Origin of the sequence: Enterobacter sp. ENT02 (assembly GCF_019219165.1) — a bacterium.
GTDB lineage: Bacteria > Pseudomonadota > Gammaproteobacteria > Enterobacterales > Enterobacteriaceae > Enterobacter > Enterobacter mori.
This window is the reverse complement of the sequence record NZ_JAHUWD010000002.1, coordinates 570,168-585,601: the sequence shown is the minus strand read 5'-3', so window position 1 is coordinate 585,601 and position 15,434 is coordinate 570,168. Positions and strand designations below refer to the sequence as shown.

Here is a 15,434-nt window from a genome sequence, read left to right as displayed (position 1 = left end):
GGGGTGGGAAAAAACGCGGCGACACCGCAGAATGTTAGCGTGCTCACCTTCTTATTTTCCCTGGAGGGAAAATGTCCCGCGTATCACAGGCCAGGAGCCTGGGTAAATATTTCCTGCTCGTCGATAACATGCTGGTCGTGCTCGGCTTTTTTGTCGTTTTTCCGCTTATTTCGATCCGCTTTGTCGATCAGATGGGCTGGGCGGCATTAATGGTTGGCATTGCACTGGGGTTGCGCCAGTTTGTCCAGCAGGGTCTGGGCGTCTTTGGCGGGGCCATTGCTGACCGCTTCGGCGCTAAACCGATGATCGTTACCGGCATGCTGTTACGCGCGGCAGGCTTTGCCACGATGGCAATCGCCCACGAGCCCTGGCTGCTGTGGTTCTCCTGCTTCCTCTCCGGGATTGGCGGCACCCTGTTCGATCCGCCGCGTACCGCGCTGGTGGTGAAGCTGATCCGCCCGCAGCACCGGGGACGCTTCTTCTCGATTCTGATGATGCAGGATAGCGCTGGCGCGGTGATTGGCGCACTGCTGGGCAGTTGGCTCCTGCAGTATGATTTCCGTCTGGTCTGTGCGACTGGTGCGGTGCTGTTTATTCTCTGCGCCTTATTCAATGGCCTGTTCCTGCCCACGTGGAAACTGTCGACGGTGAAAGCACCGGTGCGAGAAGGCCTGGGCCGCGTTTTGCGCGACAAACGCTTTGTCACCTATGTGCTCACCCTGACGGGGTACTACATGCTGGCGGTGCAGGTCATGCTGATGCTGCCGATCATGGTTAACGACATTGCAGGAACCCCTGCCGCCGTGAAGTGGATGTATGCCATTGAGGCCTGCCTGTCACTGACGCTCCTCTACCCGATAGCCCGCTGGAGCGAGCGCCGCTTTCGTCTGGAGCATCGCCTGATGGCAGGGCTTCTGCTGATGACGCTGAGCATGATGCCCATCGGGCTCGTGAATTCGCTGCAGCAGCTGTTCATGCTAATTTGCACCTTCTACATCGGCTCGATCGTTGCCGAACCCGCGCGTGAAACGCTGAGTGCCTCACTGGCCGATGCGCGCGCGCGTGGCAGCTATATGGGGTTCAGTCGACTTGGGCTCGCCCTTGGCGGCGCGCTGGGCTATGCCGGAGGCGGCTGGCTGTTCGACGCTGGTAAAGCGCTGAACCAGCCGGAACTGCCGTGGATGATGCTCGGCGTGGTAGGCTTTATGACCCTGCTGGCCCTGTGGTGGCAATTCAGCCAGAAGCGCAGCGCGAGCGGCATGCTCGAACCCGGCGCCTAGTTCTTCTTTCTGGCGGGCATCCTTTCCCGCCTCAATTCTCAGTTTTTTCTGCTGGTTTCTCTCTATTCACACTGACATACTGGCGTATCAGGACAGATGCGCCGATTTTTCGTTGAGGAACACTATGAAGAAGATTGTCATTGCCGCTGCGTTAATTGTGAGTGGCCTGCTGGTAGGCTGTAACCAGCTTACGCAGTACACCGTCAGTGAGCAGGAAATTAATCAGGCGCTGGAAAAACATAATAACTTTGCCAAAGACATCGGCGTTCCGGGCCTTGCCGATGCCCATATCGTCCTCAGCAATCTCGCCAGCCAGATTGGACGTGAAGAACCGAACAAAGTCACCCTTTCCGGTGACGCCACGCTGGATATGACCTCATTATTCGGCAACCAGAAAGCCGATATTAAGCTGAAGCTCAAGGCGCTGCCGGTCTTCAACAAAGAGAAAGGGGCCATTTTCCTGCAGGAAATGGAGATCGTCGATGCGGTCGTCACGCCGGACAAAATGAAGCCGGTACTGCAAACCCTAATGCCTTATCTGAATCAGTCGCTGCGTAATTACTTCAACCAGCAACCCGCCTATGTCTTGAGCGAAGACAAGAGCAAGGGTGAAGCGCTCGCGAAAAAGTATGCAAAAGGGATAGAGGTGAAACCGGGAGAAATCATTATTCCTTTCACCGATTAACCTGAAGGGCGCGGAAGCGCCCTTTTTTTTCGCAGAAAAGTGTGCAAACGAAAACGTTTCCGCTTATGATTTGTGTCCGGCAAAAACAGCCATCCTTATGACTGATTCCTGACAAGCCGGAGCTTCCATGACTGCACAACCCCAGGTTCTAAAAATCCGCCGCCCTGACGACTGGCATATCCATCTGCGCGATGGCGATATGCTGAAAACCGTCGTGCCCTACACCAGCGAAATTTATGGCCGCGCGATTGTTATGCCTAACCTGGTTCCGCCAGTCACGACCGTCGATGCCGCAATGGCTTACCGCCAGCGTATTCTTGACGCCGTTCCGGCGGGGCATGATTTCACCCCGCTGATGACCTGTTACCTGACAGATTCACTCGACCCGAACGAAGTGGAACGTGGGTTTAACGAAGGCGTCTTCACCGCGGCGAAACTCTACCCGGCCAATGCCACCACCAACTCCAGCCACGGTGTGACCAGCATTGATGCCATCATGCCCGTTCTGGAACGGATGCAAAAACTGGGCATGCCGCTGTTGGTACACGGGGAAGTGACGCACGCCGAGATTGATATCTTCGACCGTGAAGCCCGGTTTATCGAAACGGTAATGGAACCGCTGCGCCAGCGTCTGCCTGCCCTCAAAGTGGTGTTTGAACACATCACCACCAAAGACGCCGCGGAATATGTTCGCGATGGCAACGATCTTATCGCCGCCACCATCACGCCTCAGCACCTGATGTTTAACCGTAACCACATGCTGGTTGGCGGCGTGCGCCCTCACCTCTATTGCCTGCCGATCCTCAAACGCAATATCCACCAGCAAGCCCTGCGAGAGCTGGTTGCGAGCGGTTTCTCTCGCGCGTTCCTGGGTACCGACTCCGCCCCGCATGCGCGTCATCGTAAAGAGGCCAGCTGCGGCTGCGCTGGTTGCTTCAACGCTCCGACTGCGCTGGCGAGCTATGCCACCGTGTTTGAAGAGATGAATGCGCTGGAACATTTTGAAGCGTTCTGCTCCCTCAACGGCCCACGCTTCTATGGTCTGCCGGTCAATGAGAGCTTCATCGAGCTGGAGCGTAAAGCCAGCCAGGTGGACGACGCGATTCCGTTGACGGATGACACGCTGATCCCGTTCCTGGCCGGTGAAACTGTACACTGGACGGTAAAACGTTAAAAAATCAACGCCTCTTGTTGTCAAATTCATAATATACCTGTATATATAAACAGTATATTACACAGGGGGCATTTATGCGTATTGAAGTCACCATTGCCAAAACAACCGTTCTGCCTGCTGGCGCACTCGATGCGCTGGCGGGCGAGTTATCCCGTCGTATTCACAGCACCTTTCCTGAAAATGATGGCGCCGTAACGGTACGTTACGCGGCCGCAAACAACCTCTCCGTCATCGGCGGTGCAAAAGAAGACAAAGATCGTATCCGCGAAATCCTGCAGGAAACGTGGGAAAGCGCCGACGACTGGTTCATAACGGATTAACCTTGCTCCCTCATTGTTTTGTTTTGCCGGGTCGCCCCGGCTTTTTTTTGTTTTTTTATCCTGGATAAGTTCAAATTATTTCAGCATCTTCTTAGAAATTCGTGAACAAGACGGTGTTTTATTGTTCGAAGAATCCTAAAACGCAGAAAAATGTGTTGCCAGCTGTTTATTTTTCTCTTCGGAACCCTTATTACTTGTATACTGAAGATGCTTTCAGAAAAACATGCATTGAACCTCAAAGCCGTTGTCTTCTAACACGCATTTAGGGGGTTATAATGGAAAAGAATAGTGAAGTCATCCAGACCCACCCGCTTGTCGGCTGGGATATCAGTACCGTAGATAGCTACGATGCGCTGATGCTGCGTTTGCACTACCAGACCCCAAATCAACTCAACCGTGACGAAGCGGAAGTTGGACAGACGCTGTGGCTTACAACAGACGTCGCCCGTCAGTTTATTTCTATTTTAGAAGCAGGTATCGCAAAAATAGAATCTGGCGACTATCAGGAAAATGAGTATAAACGGCATTAGTACAATGCCCATTTTTCACTCAACAGGCACCCACGCGGTGCCTTATTTATTTCTCCCTTGTATCAGCCCGCATAGTTAATTACTCTGCTAACAAAGCGTGAGTTAACGAGATGCATATGAGATACGACTTAATCATTATTGGCAGCGGTTCCGTAGGTTCTGCTGCCGGTTATTACGCAACGCAGGCCGGTCTGAAGGTTCTGATGATTGATGCCCATCTTCCTCCGCACGCGGAAGGTAGCCATCACGGCGATACCCGTCTTATTCGCCACGCCTATGGTGAAGGAGAGCGTTATGTCCCGCTGGTCTTACGTGCCCAGACGCTGTGGGATGAACTGGCAACGCTGACCGAAGAACACATTTTTGACCGCACGGGGATTATCAACCTTGGCCCGGCCAGTTCTGCATTTCTTGCGAACGTGGAACAGAGCGCGAAGGAATTTAATCTTGATGTTGAACGTCTGGATGCGAGCGGCATTATGCAACGCTGGCCGGAGATCGCCGTTCCGGATGATTACATCGGGCTGTTTGAAGCCAACTCGGGCGTACTGCATTGTGAAGCGGCCATTAAGACCTGGATTGATTTGGCGGCAAAAGCCGGCTGTGCCCAGTTGTTCAACTGTCCCGTAAGCGGCATTACCCATCATGCTGACGGTGTCACCGTCACCACCGCTGACGGAGACTATTCTGCGTCTCGGCTGCTAATTAGCGCCGGAACCTGGGTAACAAAACTGCTCCCGGATCTGCCCATTCAGCCCGTGCGCAAAGTCTTCTCCTGGTTCCAGTCAGACGGGCGTTACAGCACGCAGAATAAATTCCCGGCATTCACCGGTGAGTTACCGAACGGCGATCAGTTCTACGGCTTCCCGTCAGAGAAAGACGCGCTTAAGATTGGCAAACACAACGGCGGACAAATTATCTCCACGCCTGAGGAGCGCAAACCCTATGGCGCATACCCTCAGGATGGTTCAGAAGCGTTCATGTTCCTGCGCACTATCCTGCCGGGCGTTGGCGGCTTGCTCTACGGCGCGGCCTGCACCTATGACAATACGCCTGATGAAGATTTCATCATTGATACCCTGCCGGGGCATGACAACACGCTGCTCATTACCGGACTCAGCGGCCACGGTTTCAAGTTCGCCTCCGTGCTTGGCGAAATTGCCGCGCAGTTTGCGCAGGGTATTACGCCACCATTTGATCTGCAGCCCTTCTCGCTCTCACGTTTTAACGGATAATACCCGCCAGGCTCCGGTCCCCGGAGCCTCTTTTATCTGAGGAAAAATGATGCGCAGGATCGTCGATTTACTCGTCAATAATATTCGCGAGCATTTTATGCTCTATCTGTTGTTGTGGGCGCTGCTGGCAATCATTGATGTTATTTACATTGTATTTTATTGAAAAGAAACGCTTACGTTTATTGACATTTCTTGAGGTTAATTATTTTTTAACGCATCCACTGATTCCACCTGAGTTATATTGCTCGAAGCTTTTGAAATACATCCACGCAACACCTTCAAATACGCTGAAATAAATTAAATTAAAAACGTTATCTACTTATTTCAGTTGCAATATCCTCTATTCCCGTTCATTTTTATTGCTCGAATGATTTTGAGTGGTATCTCCTATGCAATTGCGTAATACCCCCCATCGCTACGGAATAATATCCATAGGTTTGCACTGGATATTCGCGCTTGCGGTGTATGCTATGTTCGGGCTTGGACTCTGGATGGTCACGTTAAGCTATTATGACGGCTGGTATCACCAGGCACCGGAACTGCATAAAAGCATAGGTGTCCTGTTGATGATGGGTCTGGTTGTTCGCGTAGTCTGGCGACATATTTCCCCGCCGCCACCCGCGCCGAAAACCCACGGTAAATTCACGCGCGTGAGCGCTGTCGCGGCCCATATTGCTCTCTACGCCCTGCTTTTTGCCATTCTGATTAGCGGATACCTTATTTCAACAGCGGATGGCAAGCCGATCAGCGTCTTTGGTCTTTTTGACGTTCCCTCCACGCTCAGCGATGCTGGCGTCCAGGCGGATACCGCTGGCGTTGTCCATCTGTGGCTGGCCTGGAGCGTGGTTATTCTTTCTGTCCTTCACGGGCTCGCGGCCCTCAAACATCACGTTATCGATAAAGACGACACGCTGAAGCGCATGCTTGGCCGTTCGTCTTCTGACTCTGGAGCATAAAATGAAAAAACACCTGCTGGGCATCGCCTTAGGTTCACTGTTATTCACCACCGGTTCTGCTGTTGCGGCTGATTATAAAATTGATAAAGAGGGCCAACATGCCTTCGTCAATTTCCGTATTCAGCATCTTGGCTATAGCTGGCTATATGGCACCTTTAACGATTTTGATGGCACCTTTACTTTTGACGAGAAAAATCCGGCAGCGGATAAAGTCAATGTCACCATTAATACCAACAGCGTGGATACTAACCACGCCGAGCGTGATAAACATTTACGCAGTGCAGAATTTCTGAACGTATCGAAATTCCCGCAGGCAACATTCGCCTCTACCGGCGTGAAAAAGGACGGTGACAAGCTGGATATTACCGGCAACCTGACGCTTAATGGCGTAACGAAACCCGTCACTCTTAATGCGAAATTGCTTGGTCAGGGTGATGATCCGTGGGGCGGGAAACGTGCAGGCTTTGAAGCTGCAGGTAAAATTCACCTGAAAGACTTTAACATCACCACGGATTTAGGCCCGGCATCTCAGGATGTTGAACTGATTATTTCCGTGGAAGGCGTTCAGCAGAAGGGATAAAAATATGCCCGGCGGTATTTTCCGTCGGGCATAAACATTACTCGGGGTCGGGAATACCCAGTTTGGTATTCAGACGTCCGCGGGATTTATTAAAAATCTTGTTCCCGTTTTCGCGACCTGCGCGACGGCGACGCTGCTCTTCTTCCGGCAACACGCTCTCTTCGCTGCACAGCTCACTACAGCAGCCGTTAAATTTCTCAGCGCAGGTTGGACACTGAATAAACAGCAGGTGGCAACCGTCGTTTTTGCAGTTGGTATGCGTATCGCAAGGCGTTCCACACTGGTGGCAGTGGGCGATCACGTCGTCGGAAATACGCTCCCCCATGCGCTCGTCAAAGACAAAATTTTTGCCGATAAAGCGCACCGGCAGGCCCTGCTCACGCGCGCGGCGAGCATACTCGATGATGCCACCTTCGATGTGCCAGACCTTGTTGAAACCGTTGTGCTTCATCCACGCACTGGCTTTCTCACAGCGGATCCCGCCGGTGCAGTACATCACGATCTTTTTGTCTTTATGTTCCTGCATCATCTCAACCGCTTTTGGCAGTTGCTCGCGGAAGGTATCAGCCGGAATTTCCATCGCGTTCTCGAAATGGCCCACTTCATACTCATAGTGGTTGCGCATATCGATAAAGACCGCATCAGGATCGTCAAGCATGGCGTTCACTTCAGCGGCCTTCAGGTATTCCCCGACGTCACCCGCATTAAAGCTGGGATCGTCAATACCGTCAGCCACGATACGCTCACGCACTTTCATGCGCAGAACCCAGAACGATTTCCCGTCATCATCCAGCGCAATGTTCAGGCGTAAGCCATTAAGCGCCGGATCGAAGCCGTAAAGAAAATCACGGAAGGCGTTCACCTGACTTTCCGGCACGCTGATCTGCGCATTGATGCCCTCACGCGCCAGATAGACGCGCCCGAAGACATTGAGCGCAGTCAATGCCTGATAGAGTTCATCGCGGGTCGCTTGTGGATCGTTGATAGTGAAGTATTTGTAGAATGAGATGGTCGTGCGCGGTTCGGTTTCAGCCAACATACGCGCCTTCAACATCTCATTCGATACGCGGTTGTGTAACACTGGCATGGTGTACAAGTCCTGCATTCGTTAGAGAATTAAAATCGGTCGGCATCATATAGCAAACAAAGCTAATTTACATCCACACAATTTACGCTACATTTCAGCCTACCTGATTTACCAGGATTAACAATTGCTGGATTCGTGCACGTTTCGATGACAGACATTTTGGCTACGTACTAAAAAATGCGAGAATAGCCATTCAGGACGTAAGAACACAGGACAGACATGACCCAGTTACCGAAATTTACTGCCGCCCTTTTGCATCCCCGCTATTGGTTGACCTGGATTGGCATTGGCTTGTTGTGGCTTATCGTACAACTTCCTTACCCGGTTATTTTCCGCCTCGGTAAAGGGATCGGCCACGTTGCCCGGAAATTCATGAAACGCCGCGTCAGGATTGCTCACCGCAACCTCGAACTCTGTTTTCCGCAGATGAGTGAGACAGAGCGTAACGATATGGTGGTTAAAAATTTCGAATCCGTTGGCATGGGTCTGATGGAAACAGGCATTGCATGGTTCTGGTCGGACAAAAGAATGGCCCGCTGGACGGAGGTTGCCGGAACAGGTATGGAGCCCGTGCACACATTGCAGGCTAATCAGACCGGCGTACTGTTGATTGGCGTCCATTTCCTGACGCTTGAAATCGGCGCGCGTATGTTTGGCATGCAGGCGCCTGGTATTGGCGTATATCGGCCGAATGACAATCCGGTCATCGATCTCATCCAGACTAATGGCCGCATGCGCTCTAACAAAAGCATGATTGACCGTAAGGATCTGAAGGGCATGATCCGCGCCCTCAAATCCGGTGAGGTGGTCTGGTACGCCCCCGATCACGATTACGGCCCGCAATCCAGCGTGTTTGTGCCGTTTTTTGCCGTCGAAGAAGCGGCGACCACCACAGGGACCTGGATGCTCGCCCGAATGTCTAAAGCGGCTATTGTTCCCTTTGTCCCACGCCGCAAGCCGGATGGTTCAGGCTATCAGCTCATCATGCTTGAGCCAGAACTCACGCCGCCTCTGGACGACGCAGAAACCACCGCGCGCTGGATGAACGATATTGTGGAGAAATGCATCATGATGGCACCAGAGCAGTACATGTGGCTCCATCGCCGCTTTAAAACGCGCCCGCAAGGCGTTCCCTCCCGATACTGATTGTCATGCGGCCTCCGGGCCGCATGCTGTTTTAGCTTTAAAAGCTCCCCCACATTGCGGCAATCCTGACCCAGGCGCATAATTAGCACGCTTATTACTTCCCCTTCCCGGCGCACTGTATCTTAATTTGCGGAGAGTTATGTCACCCTCAGATGCTCCCATAAACTGGAAACGTAACCTCACGGTTGCCTGGCTCGGCTGCTTTCTGACGGGCGCGGCGTTCAGCCTGGTCATGCCTTTCCTGCCTCTCTACGTTGAACAGCTTGGCGTTACGGGCCATAGCGCGCTCAATATGTGGTCAGGTCTGGTGTTTAGCATCACCTTTCTGTTTTCCGCTATCGCTTCGCCATTCTGGGGCGGCCTCGCCGACCGCAAGGGGCGAAAAATTATGCTGCTACGTTCAGCGCTGGGGATGGCTATTATTATGGCGCTGATGGGCGTGGCGCAAAACGTCTGGCAGTTCCTGGTGCTGCGCGCTCTGCTTGGCCTGCTGGGCGGATTCATCCCCAATGCCAACGCCCTGATTGCCACACAAATTCCACGCCATAAAAGCGGCTGGGCTCTCGGTACGCTCTCAACGGGTGGCGTCAGCGGTGCGCTGCTTGGACCTCTGGCGGGCGGCTTACTGGCGGATAGCTACGGCCTGCGGCCCGTCTTTTTCATCACCGCCAGCGTGCTGTTCCTCTGCTTTGTCGTCACCTTGCTCTGTATCCGTGAAAAATTCACGCCGGTCACCAGGAAAGAGATGCTTCATGCCCGGGATGTTCTTACCTCGCTGAAAAACCCTAAACTGGTGTTGAGCCTGTTCGTGACGACCATGATTATTCAGGTGGCGACCGGGTCGATCGCCCCGATTTTAACGCTGTACGTACGCGATCTGGCGGGCAACGTCAGCAACATTGCCTTTATCAGCGGGCTGATCGCATCAGTACCTGGCGTGGCGGCACTGCTCAGCGCGCCAAGGCTGGGAAAACTCGGCGACCGTGTTGGGCCCGAAAAGATCCTGATTTGTGCCCTGGTGATTTCCGTTCTGTTACTCATCCCGATGGCGATGGTGCAGTCTCCCTGGCAACTCGGCCTGCTGCGCTTTTTGCTCGGCGCGGCAGACGGTGCGCTATTACCTGCCGTACAAACCCTGCTGGTCTACAACTCAACGAACCAAATCGCTGGACGTATTTTTAGCTATAACCAGTCGTTTCGTGATATCGGCAACGTCACCGGGCCGCTTGTCGGGGCGGGCATTTCCGCCAGCTTTGGCTTTCGCGCCGTTTTTATCGTCACGGCCGGTGTCGTGCTGTTTAACGCCATTTACTCCTGGTTCAGTTTATCCCGGACGATGCGTTCTGAACTGAATAAGACAAATGCCTGACGGCTTATTTTCGCATTCATACTTGCAAAATCAGAGAATCAGCTATTCTTTCCCTGAATACCTTCATGAAAAACAGGGAGACACCGATGACCATGTACGCCACGCTGGAAGAAGCTATTGATGCCGCTCGTGAAGAATTCCTCGCCGATAACCCCGGCATTGAGGAAGAAGATGCTGACGTGCAACAACTCAATATCCAAAAGTATGTCCTGCAGGACGGCGATATTATGTGGCAGGCCGAATTTTTTGCCGATGACGGTGAAGAGGGAGAATGTTTGCCGATATTGAGCGGTGAAGGTGCTCAGGCCGTCTTTGACGGCGATTACGACGAAATTGAATTACGCCAGGAATGGCTTGAAGAAAATACCCTGCATGAATGGGATGAGGGGGAATTTCAACTCGAACCGCCGCTGGATACCGAAGAGGGCCAGACCGCAGCCGATGAGTGGGACGAACGTTAAGCGCTCATTACTCGTAAGGCCCGTGGCTGGCGTCGATGGGCAGCAATAGCGTGTCGAAGATCAGCGAAAACGGCAGATCGAGCACGGTCAGGTAGCGCCAGGCGGAATCTCGTACGTCCCATTTGACGCCGGGGTAATACTGATTCCCGTGACCTTGTCCCGGAATAGTGCGGCTGATAATGCTGCCGCAGCCGCTGAGCAGACATGTCATCAACACCACGACAATTATTTTCATTCATTACCTCTAAAAAAATACCGGCCTCGCAGCCGGTATTTTATCTGGCGGGTGCGCTTCGCTTACCCGCCCTACTTAGCAGCTTACTTCGCCTTCAGCGCCAGCGGATTCAGCTTCAGCTCTTTGTAGTAGCCCACCCACGAAGAGTATTTCTCCGGAGCAGACCACACGCGATAGTGAAGCCTCGCCATGGTGACCGGGTCGCTCAGCAACACCAAACGGCGGTCGCGATTGAGTTTTTCCGGCGTCTCGTTCAGCGCCTGCTCAACGTGGCGATCGCGGGCGATCTCCAGCACCTGACTGGCGCGGTGACGCGCGGTCGCCATTGCCATCGCCAGGGCGTTGAATGACGGGTTAAACACCGCGTGCATAAAGCCATCATCCAGCGAACGGCTGCGGTTCTGCTCCAGGTACTTGTCGGTATCCACCAGCACCTGCGGCGGGGAATACTCTTCCGGGATCAGGAACAGCTTCCAGCGTTTGGTACGCAGCCCCACCGTTGAACGGCTGGAGATCACGGACACAAACGGCGACAGGATCAGCGAGAAGACAATCGGCGCAAGCCAGAACAGGAAGCGCAGATCCAGCCACGCCATCCCCGCAGCCCACACCAGACCGAGCAGCAGCTGCGAACCGTGACGCATGAAGGCTTCGCTCCACGGGGTGGAGTCGTCATCACGCTGCGGTGAATTCCAGACCACTTCCCAGCCCAGGAACGCGCTGACCACAAACACGGTATGGAACAGCATGCGCACCGGCGCCAGCAGCACGGAAAACAGCACTTCCAGTAGCAGCGAGAGCGTCACGCGGCAGAAACCGCCATACTCTTTCGAGCCTTTGCACCAGATCAGGATGATACTGAGCAGCTTAGGCAGGAACAGCAGCACCATTGTCGACGCAAACAGCGCTATCGCCAGCTCCGGACGCCACTGCGGCCACACCGGGAACAACTGGCGCGGTTGCAGGAAGTATTGCGGCTCCGTCAGGGCATGAACCACCTGTAAGGCAGTCGACAGCGCCAGGAACATAAACCACAGCGGAGCAGAGAGATAGGACATCACGCCGGTCAGGAATACCGCACGGTGAACCGGGTGCATCCCTTTCACCAGGAACAGGCGGAAGTTCATCAGGTTACCGTGGCACCAGCGACGGTCACGCTTGAGCTCATCCAGCAGGTTCGGCGGCAGTTCTTCGTATGAGCCTGGCAGGTCGTAGGCAATCCAGACGCCCCACCCTGCGCGGCGCATCAGCGCTGCTTCCACGAAGTCATGCGACAGAATCGACCCGGCAAAAGACCCTTCACCCGGCAGCGGCGCAAGCGCACAGTGCTCAATGAACGGCTTCACGCGGATAATCGCATTGTGGCCCCAGTAGTGGGATTCACCCAACTGCCAGAAGTGCAGACCAGCCGTAAACAGCGGGCCGTACACACGGGTCGCGAACTGCTGGCAACGTGCGTAAAGCGTGTCCATTCCGGACGCTTTCGGCGAGGACTGAATGATACCGGCGTTCGGGTTGGCTTCCATCAGGCGGACCAGACCGCTCAGACAGTCACCGCTCATCACGGAGTCGGCATCCAGGACCACCATGTAGCTGTACTGATTACCCCAGCGACGGCAGAAGTCATCGATGTTACCGCTTTTACGCTTCACACGACGGCGGCGGCGACGGTAGAAGATCTGGCCTTCGCCCTGCACTTCCGCAATCAGCTCCATCCAGGCTTTTTGTTCTGCAACGCAGATATCCGGGTTGTAGCTGTCGCTCAGGATGTAAACGTCAAAATGCTCGGCGTTACCGGTCGCCTTAACAGACTCCCAGGTTGCGCGCAGCCCCGCAAACACGCGGTCAACGTCTTCGTTGCAGATAGGCATAATCAGCGCAGTACGGTGCTCAGGATTGAGGGGCTCATCCCCGACCGTTGACGCTGAAATACTGTATTTATCACGCCCCATCAGCAGCTGCAGGAAGCCCATCAGCGCGGTCCAGAAACCCGCCGAGACCCAGCAGAAGAGAACGGCAAACAACAGCAGAATGCCGCTTTGCAGAATGTACGGCAGCAACTGCATGAAGGAGACCCAGATATCCTGGCCTACCATGTCAGCCGGGTTGATCAGCGCCCAACCCTGATACGGCAGAATGGTCTTCATGTACCAGGTTGCCACCACCGTCTGCGCCAGCGTCAGCAGTAATAGCGTGTAGCGACGGATCGTTCCGACGGTACGCCACTTCTGCTCTGAGGCCTGCTCTTCTTTAGTCAGACGCGACAGATAGCGCGGCGTGACGTCACGTCCGCGCAGGCGATCCCAGAAGCGACCCACCGGGTTGGTGCGCCATGGATCGGGGAACATAGAAGAACGCGTGGCTTTTGGCATCGCCTGAAGCTGGTCGCGCCCTTCGTCGTCTTTAATCAGCTGTCCTTCTGCCAGCGAGTCCGGCCAGGCTTGCTCCAGACGCGCCTTTACTGACCCCAGCGGCGTATCATCATCACGTGTAAACTGACGATGATCGCCATCCAGCGCGGTGTGTACCGCACGGATGTCGCTTTTAGGCAGTGCCGCTTTTTCAATGTCCGTCAGCGGCATGGCATCAATATATTCAGATGTATTATTCATTGGCAGGTAGCTGATAGCTCCAAGTTTCACTCAGCGGCTGATCGTTGCTGACCAGCGCGGCGCGCATTTCAGTGGTCTGTTTCGGATCTTTCACTTTCACGCGCAGGGTCAAACGCCACCCTTTCGTTACCGGGTTGTAACGCACGGCATTTTCAACGATCTCACCGTTATCACCGATGCTCGCCTGAGCAGTCACGGCGGTATCCGGGGACAGTTTTTTCATGTCCTGGCCCGCGAAGTCCACGATGAAAGCTACGGTACCGTCAGGCTGACGGATCAGGTTTGACTGCTTCACATCACCCGTTGAACGGCGAGTCTGCATCACATACGCGTTATCCGGCGCATGCAGTTTGTCTTCGTCACGGCTAAAGGTGATGGCGTATTTGAAGTTCATCTCTTTACCGGCTTCCGGAAGCTGGTCCGGGGTCCAGTAAGCGACGATGTTATCGTTGGTTTCGTCGTTAGTTGGAATTTCAACCAGCTCGACTTTCCCTTTACCCCAGTCACCTTTCGGGGTTACCCAGGCGCTTGGACGCTGATCGTAACGGTCATCCAGGTCTTCAAAGCGAGAGAACTGACGGCCACGCTGCAGCAGACCAAAGCCCTGCGGATTTTCCATCGCGAAGCTGCTCACCGCGAGGTGTTTCGGGTTATTCAGCGGACGCCAGATCCACTCGCCGTTACCGGCATGGATAGAGAGACCGTTAGAGTCATGCAGCTCCGGGCGGAAGTTGGTCGCCGGAGACGGCTGGTTCGGCCCGAACAGGAACATACTGGTCAGCGGTGCAACGCCCAGCTTGCCCACTTTATCGCGCAGGTAAACTTTGGACTGCACGTCAACGACAGTGTCGCGTCCCGGCATGATCACGAAGCGATATGCGCCTGTTGCACGAGGGGAGTCCAGCAGCGCATAGATTGTCAGACGTTTATCCGTTGGTTTAGGACGCTCGATCCAGAACTCGCGGAAACGTGGGAATTCTTCACCTGATGGCAGCGCGGTATCAATAGCCAGACCACGTGCGGAAAGCCCGTACACCTGCCCTGCGCCAATCACGCGGAAGTAGCTGGCACCGAGCATGCTGACGATTTCGTCGTTTTTATCTTTGCTGTTAATTGGGTAAAGCACTTTGAAGCCGGCGAAGCCCAGGTCCTTAACCGTGTCTTTGTCGTGCTGCACATCGCCGAAATTGAAATAATCCGGGCTGTACTTGATTTTACGTACCGCGGTTGCCGTCACTTCATTGATAGCAACAGGCGTGTCGAAATACATACCCTGATGATAAAATTCAAGCTTGAACGGGGTTTTAACGTTGTTCCAGTATGCTTTGTCGTGATTGAACTGGATCTGCTGATAGTCCGCGTATTTCATGTCACGGAAAACGGAGGGCAGGTTACTTTTTGGCGCTTCGTAGCTCTTGCCAGCCATAGACTTGGCCTGTTTAGCAACGTCATCGATGGTAAAGGACCAGGCCGATGAGGTATACAGGGACAACAACACTGCCGCACCCAACCAACGCATTTTCATCATTTGTGATTTATGTTTCATAATAAGTAAGCACTTCCCCCTTTGTGTGCTTAATTCGATCCGATCCATTTTAATGGAAACTCAGGCAATCCGACAACATTATCACTGCTTTGTTCAGCTCGCTGGCTCAGGGATTAAGCAAATGAAAGAACCCGCTTTTCACTTTGCGTGCTTATCCTGGAGACAGGGTGTCGGTCTTGGTGTAGGGTTGGCTTCGAATGTAACCATTATGCGTCTTA

General features: G+C 53.7%; 16 protein-coding genes. 12 read left to right on the top strand and 4 right to left on the bottom strand.

Going from position 1 to position 15,434, the window contains the following annotated elements:
* Positions 1 to 71 precede the first annotated feature (71 nt).
* The 9 genes from mdtH (at position 72) to KW829_RS08670 (ending at position 6,760) form a co-directional block, all read left to right on the top strand.
* Entirely contained in the window at positions 72 to 1,280 is a 1,209-nt protein-coding gene (mdtH, locus tag KW829_RS08710; RefSeq protein WP_218308034.1) for a multidrug efflux MFS transporter MdtH, read from the top strand.
* A 124-nt stretch (positions 1,281 to 1,404) separates the two neighbouring features.
* Positions 1,405 to 1,965, top strand: coding sequence for a lipoprotein (locus tag KW829_RS08705; protein WP_010429621.1), 561 nt, complete (start codon positions 1,405 to 1,407; stop codon positions 1,963 to 1,965).
* Between the two features lie 127 nt (positions 1,966 to 2,092).
* The gene (gene pyrC / locus KW829_RS08700; RefSeq protein ID WP_042718793.1) at positions 2,093 to 3,139 is read left to right on the top strand and encodes a dihydroorotase; all 1,047 of its coding nucleotides are present in this window, start codon (positions 2,093 to 2,095) and stop codon (positions 3,137 to 3,139) included.
* A gap of 74 nt (positions 3,140 to 3,213) precedes the next feature.
* Positions 3,214 to 3,459, top strand: a complete 246-nt coding sequence (dinI, locus tag KW829_RS08695) for a DNA damage-inducible protein I (protein ID WP_010429615.1) — start codon at positions 3,214 to 3,216, stop codon at positions 3,457 to 3,459.
* A gap of 275 nt (positions 3,460 to 3,734) precedes the next feature.
* Positions 3,735 to 3,989 carry a biofilm formation regulator BssS gene (gene bssS, locus KW829_RS08690; RefSeq protein ID WP_003858012.1) on the top strand — a complete coding sequence of 85 codons (255 nt, stop codon included), beginning with the start codon at positions 3,735 to 3,737 and terminating at the stop codon, positions 3,987 to 3,989.
* A gap of 116 nt (positions 3,990 to 4,105) precedes the next feature.
* Complete coding sequence (gene solA, locus KW829_RS08685) at positions 4,106 to 5,224, top strand: N-methyl-L-tryptophan oxidase (RefSeq protein WP_218308033.1); 1,119 nt, start codon at positions 4,106 to 4,108, stop codon at positions 5,222 to 5,224.
* Positions 5,225 to 5,273: 49 nt separating this feature from the next.
* Positions 5,274 to 5,387 (top strand): DUF2770 family protein, encoded by a 114-nt coding sequence (locus tag KW829_RS08680; protein ID WP_010429609.1) that lies wholly within the window; start codon positions 5,274 to 5,276, stop codon positions 5,385 to 5,387.
* Positions 5,388 to 5,613: 226 nt separating this feature from the next.
* Entirely contained in the window at positions 5,614 to 6,180 is a 567-nt protein-coding gene (locus tag KW829_RS08675) for a cytochrome b (protein ID WP_218308032.1), read from the top strand.
* A 1-nt stretch (position 6,181) separates the two neighbouring features.
* Positions 6,182 to 6,760, top strand: a complete 579-nt coding sequence (locus tag KW829_RS08670) for a YceI family protein (protein WP_010429605.1) — start codon at positions 6,182 to 6,184, stop codon at positions 6,758 to 6,760.
* A 37-nt stretch (positions 6,761 to 6,797) separates the two neighbouring features.
* On the opposite strand, the gene KW829_RS08665 is transcribed toward KW829_RS08670, so the two are convergent.
* Positions 6,798 to 7,847: a rhodanese-related sulfurtransferase gene (locus KW829_RS08665; RefSeq protein ID WP_108418052.1), complete on the bottom strand. Its 1,050-nt coding sequence runs from the start codon at positions 7,845 to 7,847 to the stop codon at positions 6,798 to 6,800.
* A gap of 219 nt (positions 7,848 to 8,066) precedes the next feature.
* On the opposite strand from KW829_RS08665, the gene KW829_RS08660 reads away from it, so the two are divergent.
* From KW829_RS08660 to KW829_RS08650, 3 genes are all read left to right on the top strand, one after another.
* Positions 8,067 to 8,993 (top strand): Kdo(2)-lipid IV(A) acyltransferase, encoded by a 927-nt coding sequence (locus KW829_RS08660; RefSeq protein WP_218308031.1) that lies wholly within the window; start codon positions 8,067 to 8,069, stop codon positions 8,991 to 8,993.
* 139 nt (positions 8,994 to 9,132) lie between these two features.
* Positions 9,133 to 10,362 (top strand): multidrug efflux MFS transporter MdtG, encoded by a 1,230-nt coding sequence (gene mdtG, locus KW829_RS08655; RefSeq protein ID WP_218308030.1) that lies wholly within the window; start codon positions 9,133 to 9,135, stop codon positions 10,360 to 10,362.
* 86 nt (positions 10,363 to 10,448) lie between these two features.
* Positions 10,449 to 10,823: a MysB family protein gene (locus KW829_RS08650; RefSeq protein WP_100167059.1), complete on the top strand. Its 375-nt coding sequence runs from the start codon at positions 10,449 to 10,451 to the stop codon at positions 10,821 to 10,823.
* 7 nt (positions 10,824 to 10,830) lie between these two features.
* On the opposite strand, the gene KW829_RS08645 is transcribed toward KW829_RS08650, so the two are convergent.
* From KW829_RS08645 to mdoG, 3 genes are all read right to left on the bottom strand, one after another.
* Entirely contained in the window at positions 10,831 to 11,058 is a 228-nt protein-coding gene (locus KW829_RS08645) for a YceK/YidQ family lipoprotein (RefSeq protein ID WP_010429597.1), read from the bottom strand.
* Between the two features lie 83 nt (positions 11,059 to 11,141).
* Positions 11,142 to 13,670: a glucans biosynthesis glucosyltransferase MdoH gene (mdoH, locus tag KW829_RS08640; protein ID WP_108418055.1), complete on the bottom strand. Its 2,529-nt coding sequence runs from the start codon at positions 13,668 to 13,670 to the stop codon at positions 11,142 to 11,144.
* Entirely contained in the window at positions 13,663 to 15,198 is a 1,536-nt protein-coding gene (gene mdoG / locus KW829_RS08635) for a glucans biosynthesis protein MdoG (protein ID WP_010429591.1), read from the bottom strand. Before mdoG ends, mdoH begins: the two co-directional genes overlap by 8 nt.
* Positions 15,199 to 15,434: the final 236 nt, after the last annotated feature.

Bases quoted from the DNA above. Each gene is read 5' to 3' on its own strand.
- mdtH (WP_218308034.1), top strand. From the start codon at position 72: ATGTCCCGCGTATCACAGGCCAGGAGCCTGGGTAAATATTTCCTGCTC.
- KW829_RS08705 (WP_010429621.1), top strand. From the start codon at position 1,405: ATGAAGAAGATTGTCATTGCCGCTGCGTTAATTGTGAGTGGCCTGCTG.
- pyrC (WP_042718793.1), top strand. From the start codon at position 2,093: ATGACTGCACAACCCCAGGTTCTAAAAATCCGCCGCCCTGACGACTGG.
- dinI (WP_010429615.1), top strand. From the start codon at position 3,214: ATGCGTATTGAAGTCACCATTGCCAAAACAACCGTTCTGCCTGCTGGC.
- bssS (WP_003858012.1), top strand. From the start codon at position 3,735: ATGGAAAAGAATAGTGAAGTCATCCAGACCCACCCGCTTGTCGGCTGG.
- solA (WP_218308033.1), top strand. From the start codon at position 4,106: ATGAGATACGACTTAATCATTATTGGCAGCGGTTCCGTAGGTTCTGCT.
- KW829_RS08680 (WP_010429609.1), top strand. From the start codon at position 5,274: ATGCGCAGGATCGTCGATTTACTCGTCAATAATATTCGCGAGCATTTT.
- KW829_RS08675 (WP_218308032.1), top strand. From the start codon at position 5,614: ATGCAATTGCGTAATACCCCCCATCGCTACGGAATAATATCCATAGGT.
- KW829_RS08670 (WP_010429605.1), top strand. From the start codon at position 6,182: ATGAAAAAACACCTGCTGGGCATCGCCTTAGGTTCACTGTTATTCACC.
- KW829_RS08665 (WP_108418052.1), bottom strand. From the start codon at position 7,847: ATGCCAGTGTTACACAACCGCGTATCGAATGAGATGTTGAAGGCGCGT.
- KW829_RS08660 (WP_218308031.1), top strand. From the start codon at position 8,067: ATGACCCAGTTACCGAAATTTACTGCCGCCCTTTTGCATCCCCGCTAT.
- mdtG (WP_218308030.1), top strand. From the start codon at position 9,133: ATGTCACCCTCAGATGCTCCCATAAACTGGAAACGTAACCTCACGGTT.
- KW829_RS08650 (WP_100167059.1), top strand. From the start codon at position 10,449: ATGACCATGTACGCCACGCTGGAAGAAGCTATTGATGCCGCTCGTGAA.
- KW829_RS08645 (WP_010429597.1), bottom strand. From the start codon at position 11,058: ATGAAAATAATTGTCGTGGTGTTGATGACATGTCTGCTCAGCGGCTGC.
- mdoH (WP_108418055.1), bottom strand. From the start codon at position 13,670: ATGAATAATACATCTGAATATATTGATGCCATGCCGCTGACGGACATT.
- mdoG (WP_010429591.1), bottom strand. From the start codon at position 15,198: ATGATGAAAATGCGTTGGTTGGGTGCGGCAGTGTTGTTGTCCCTGTAT.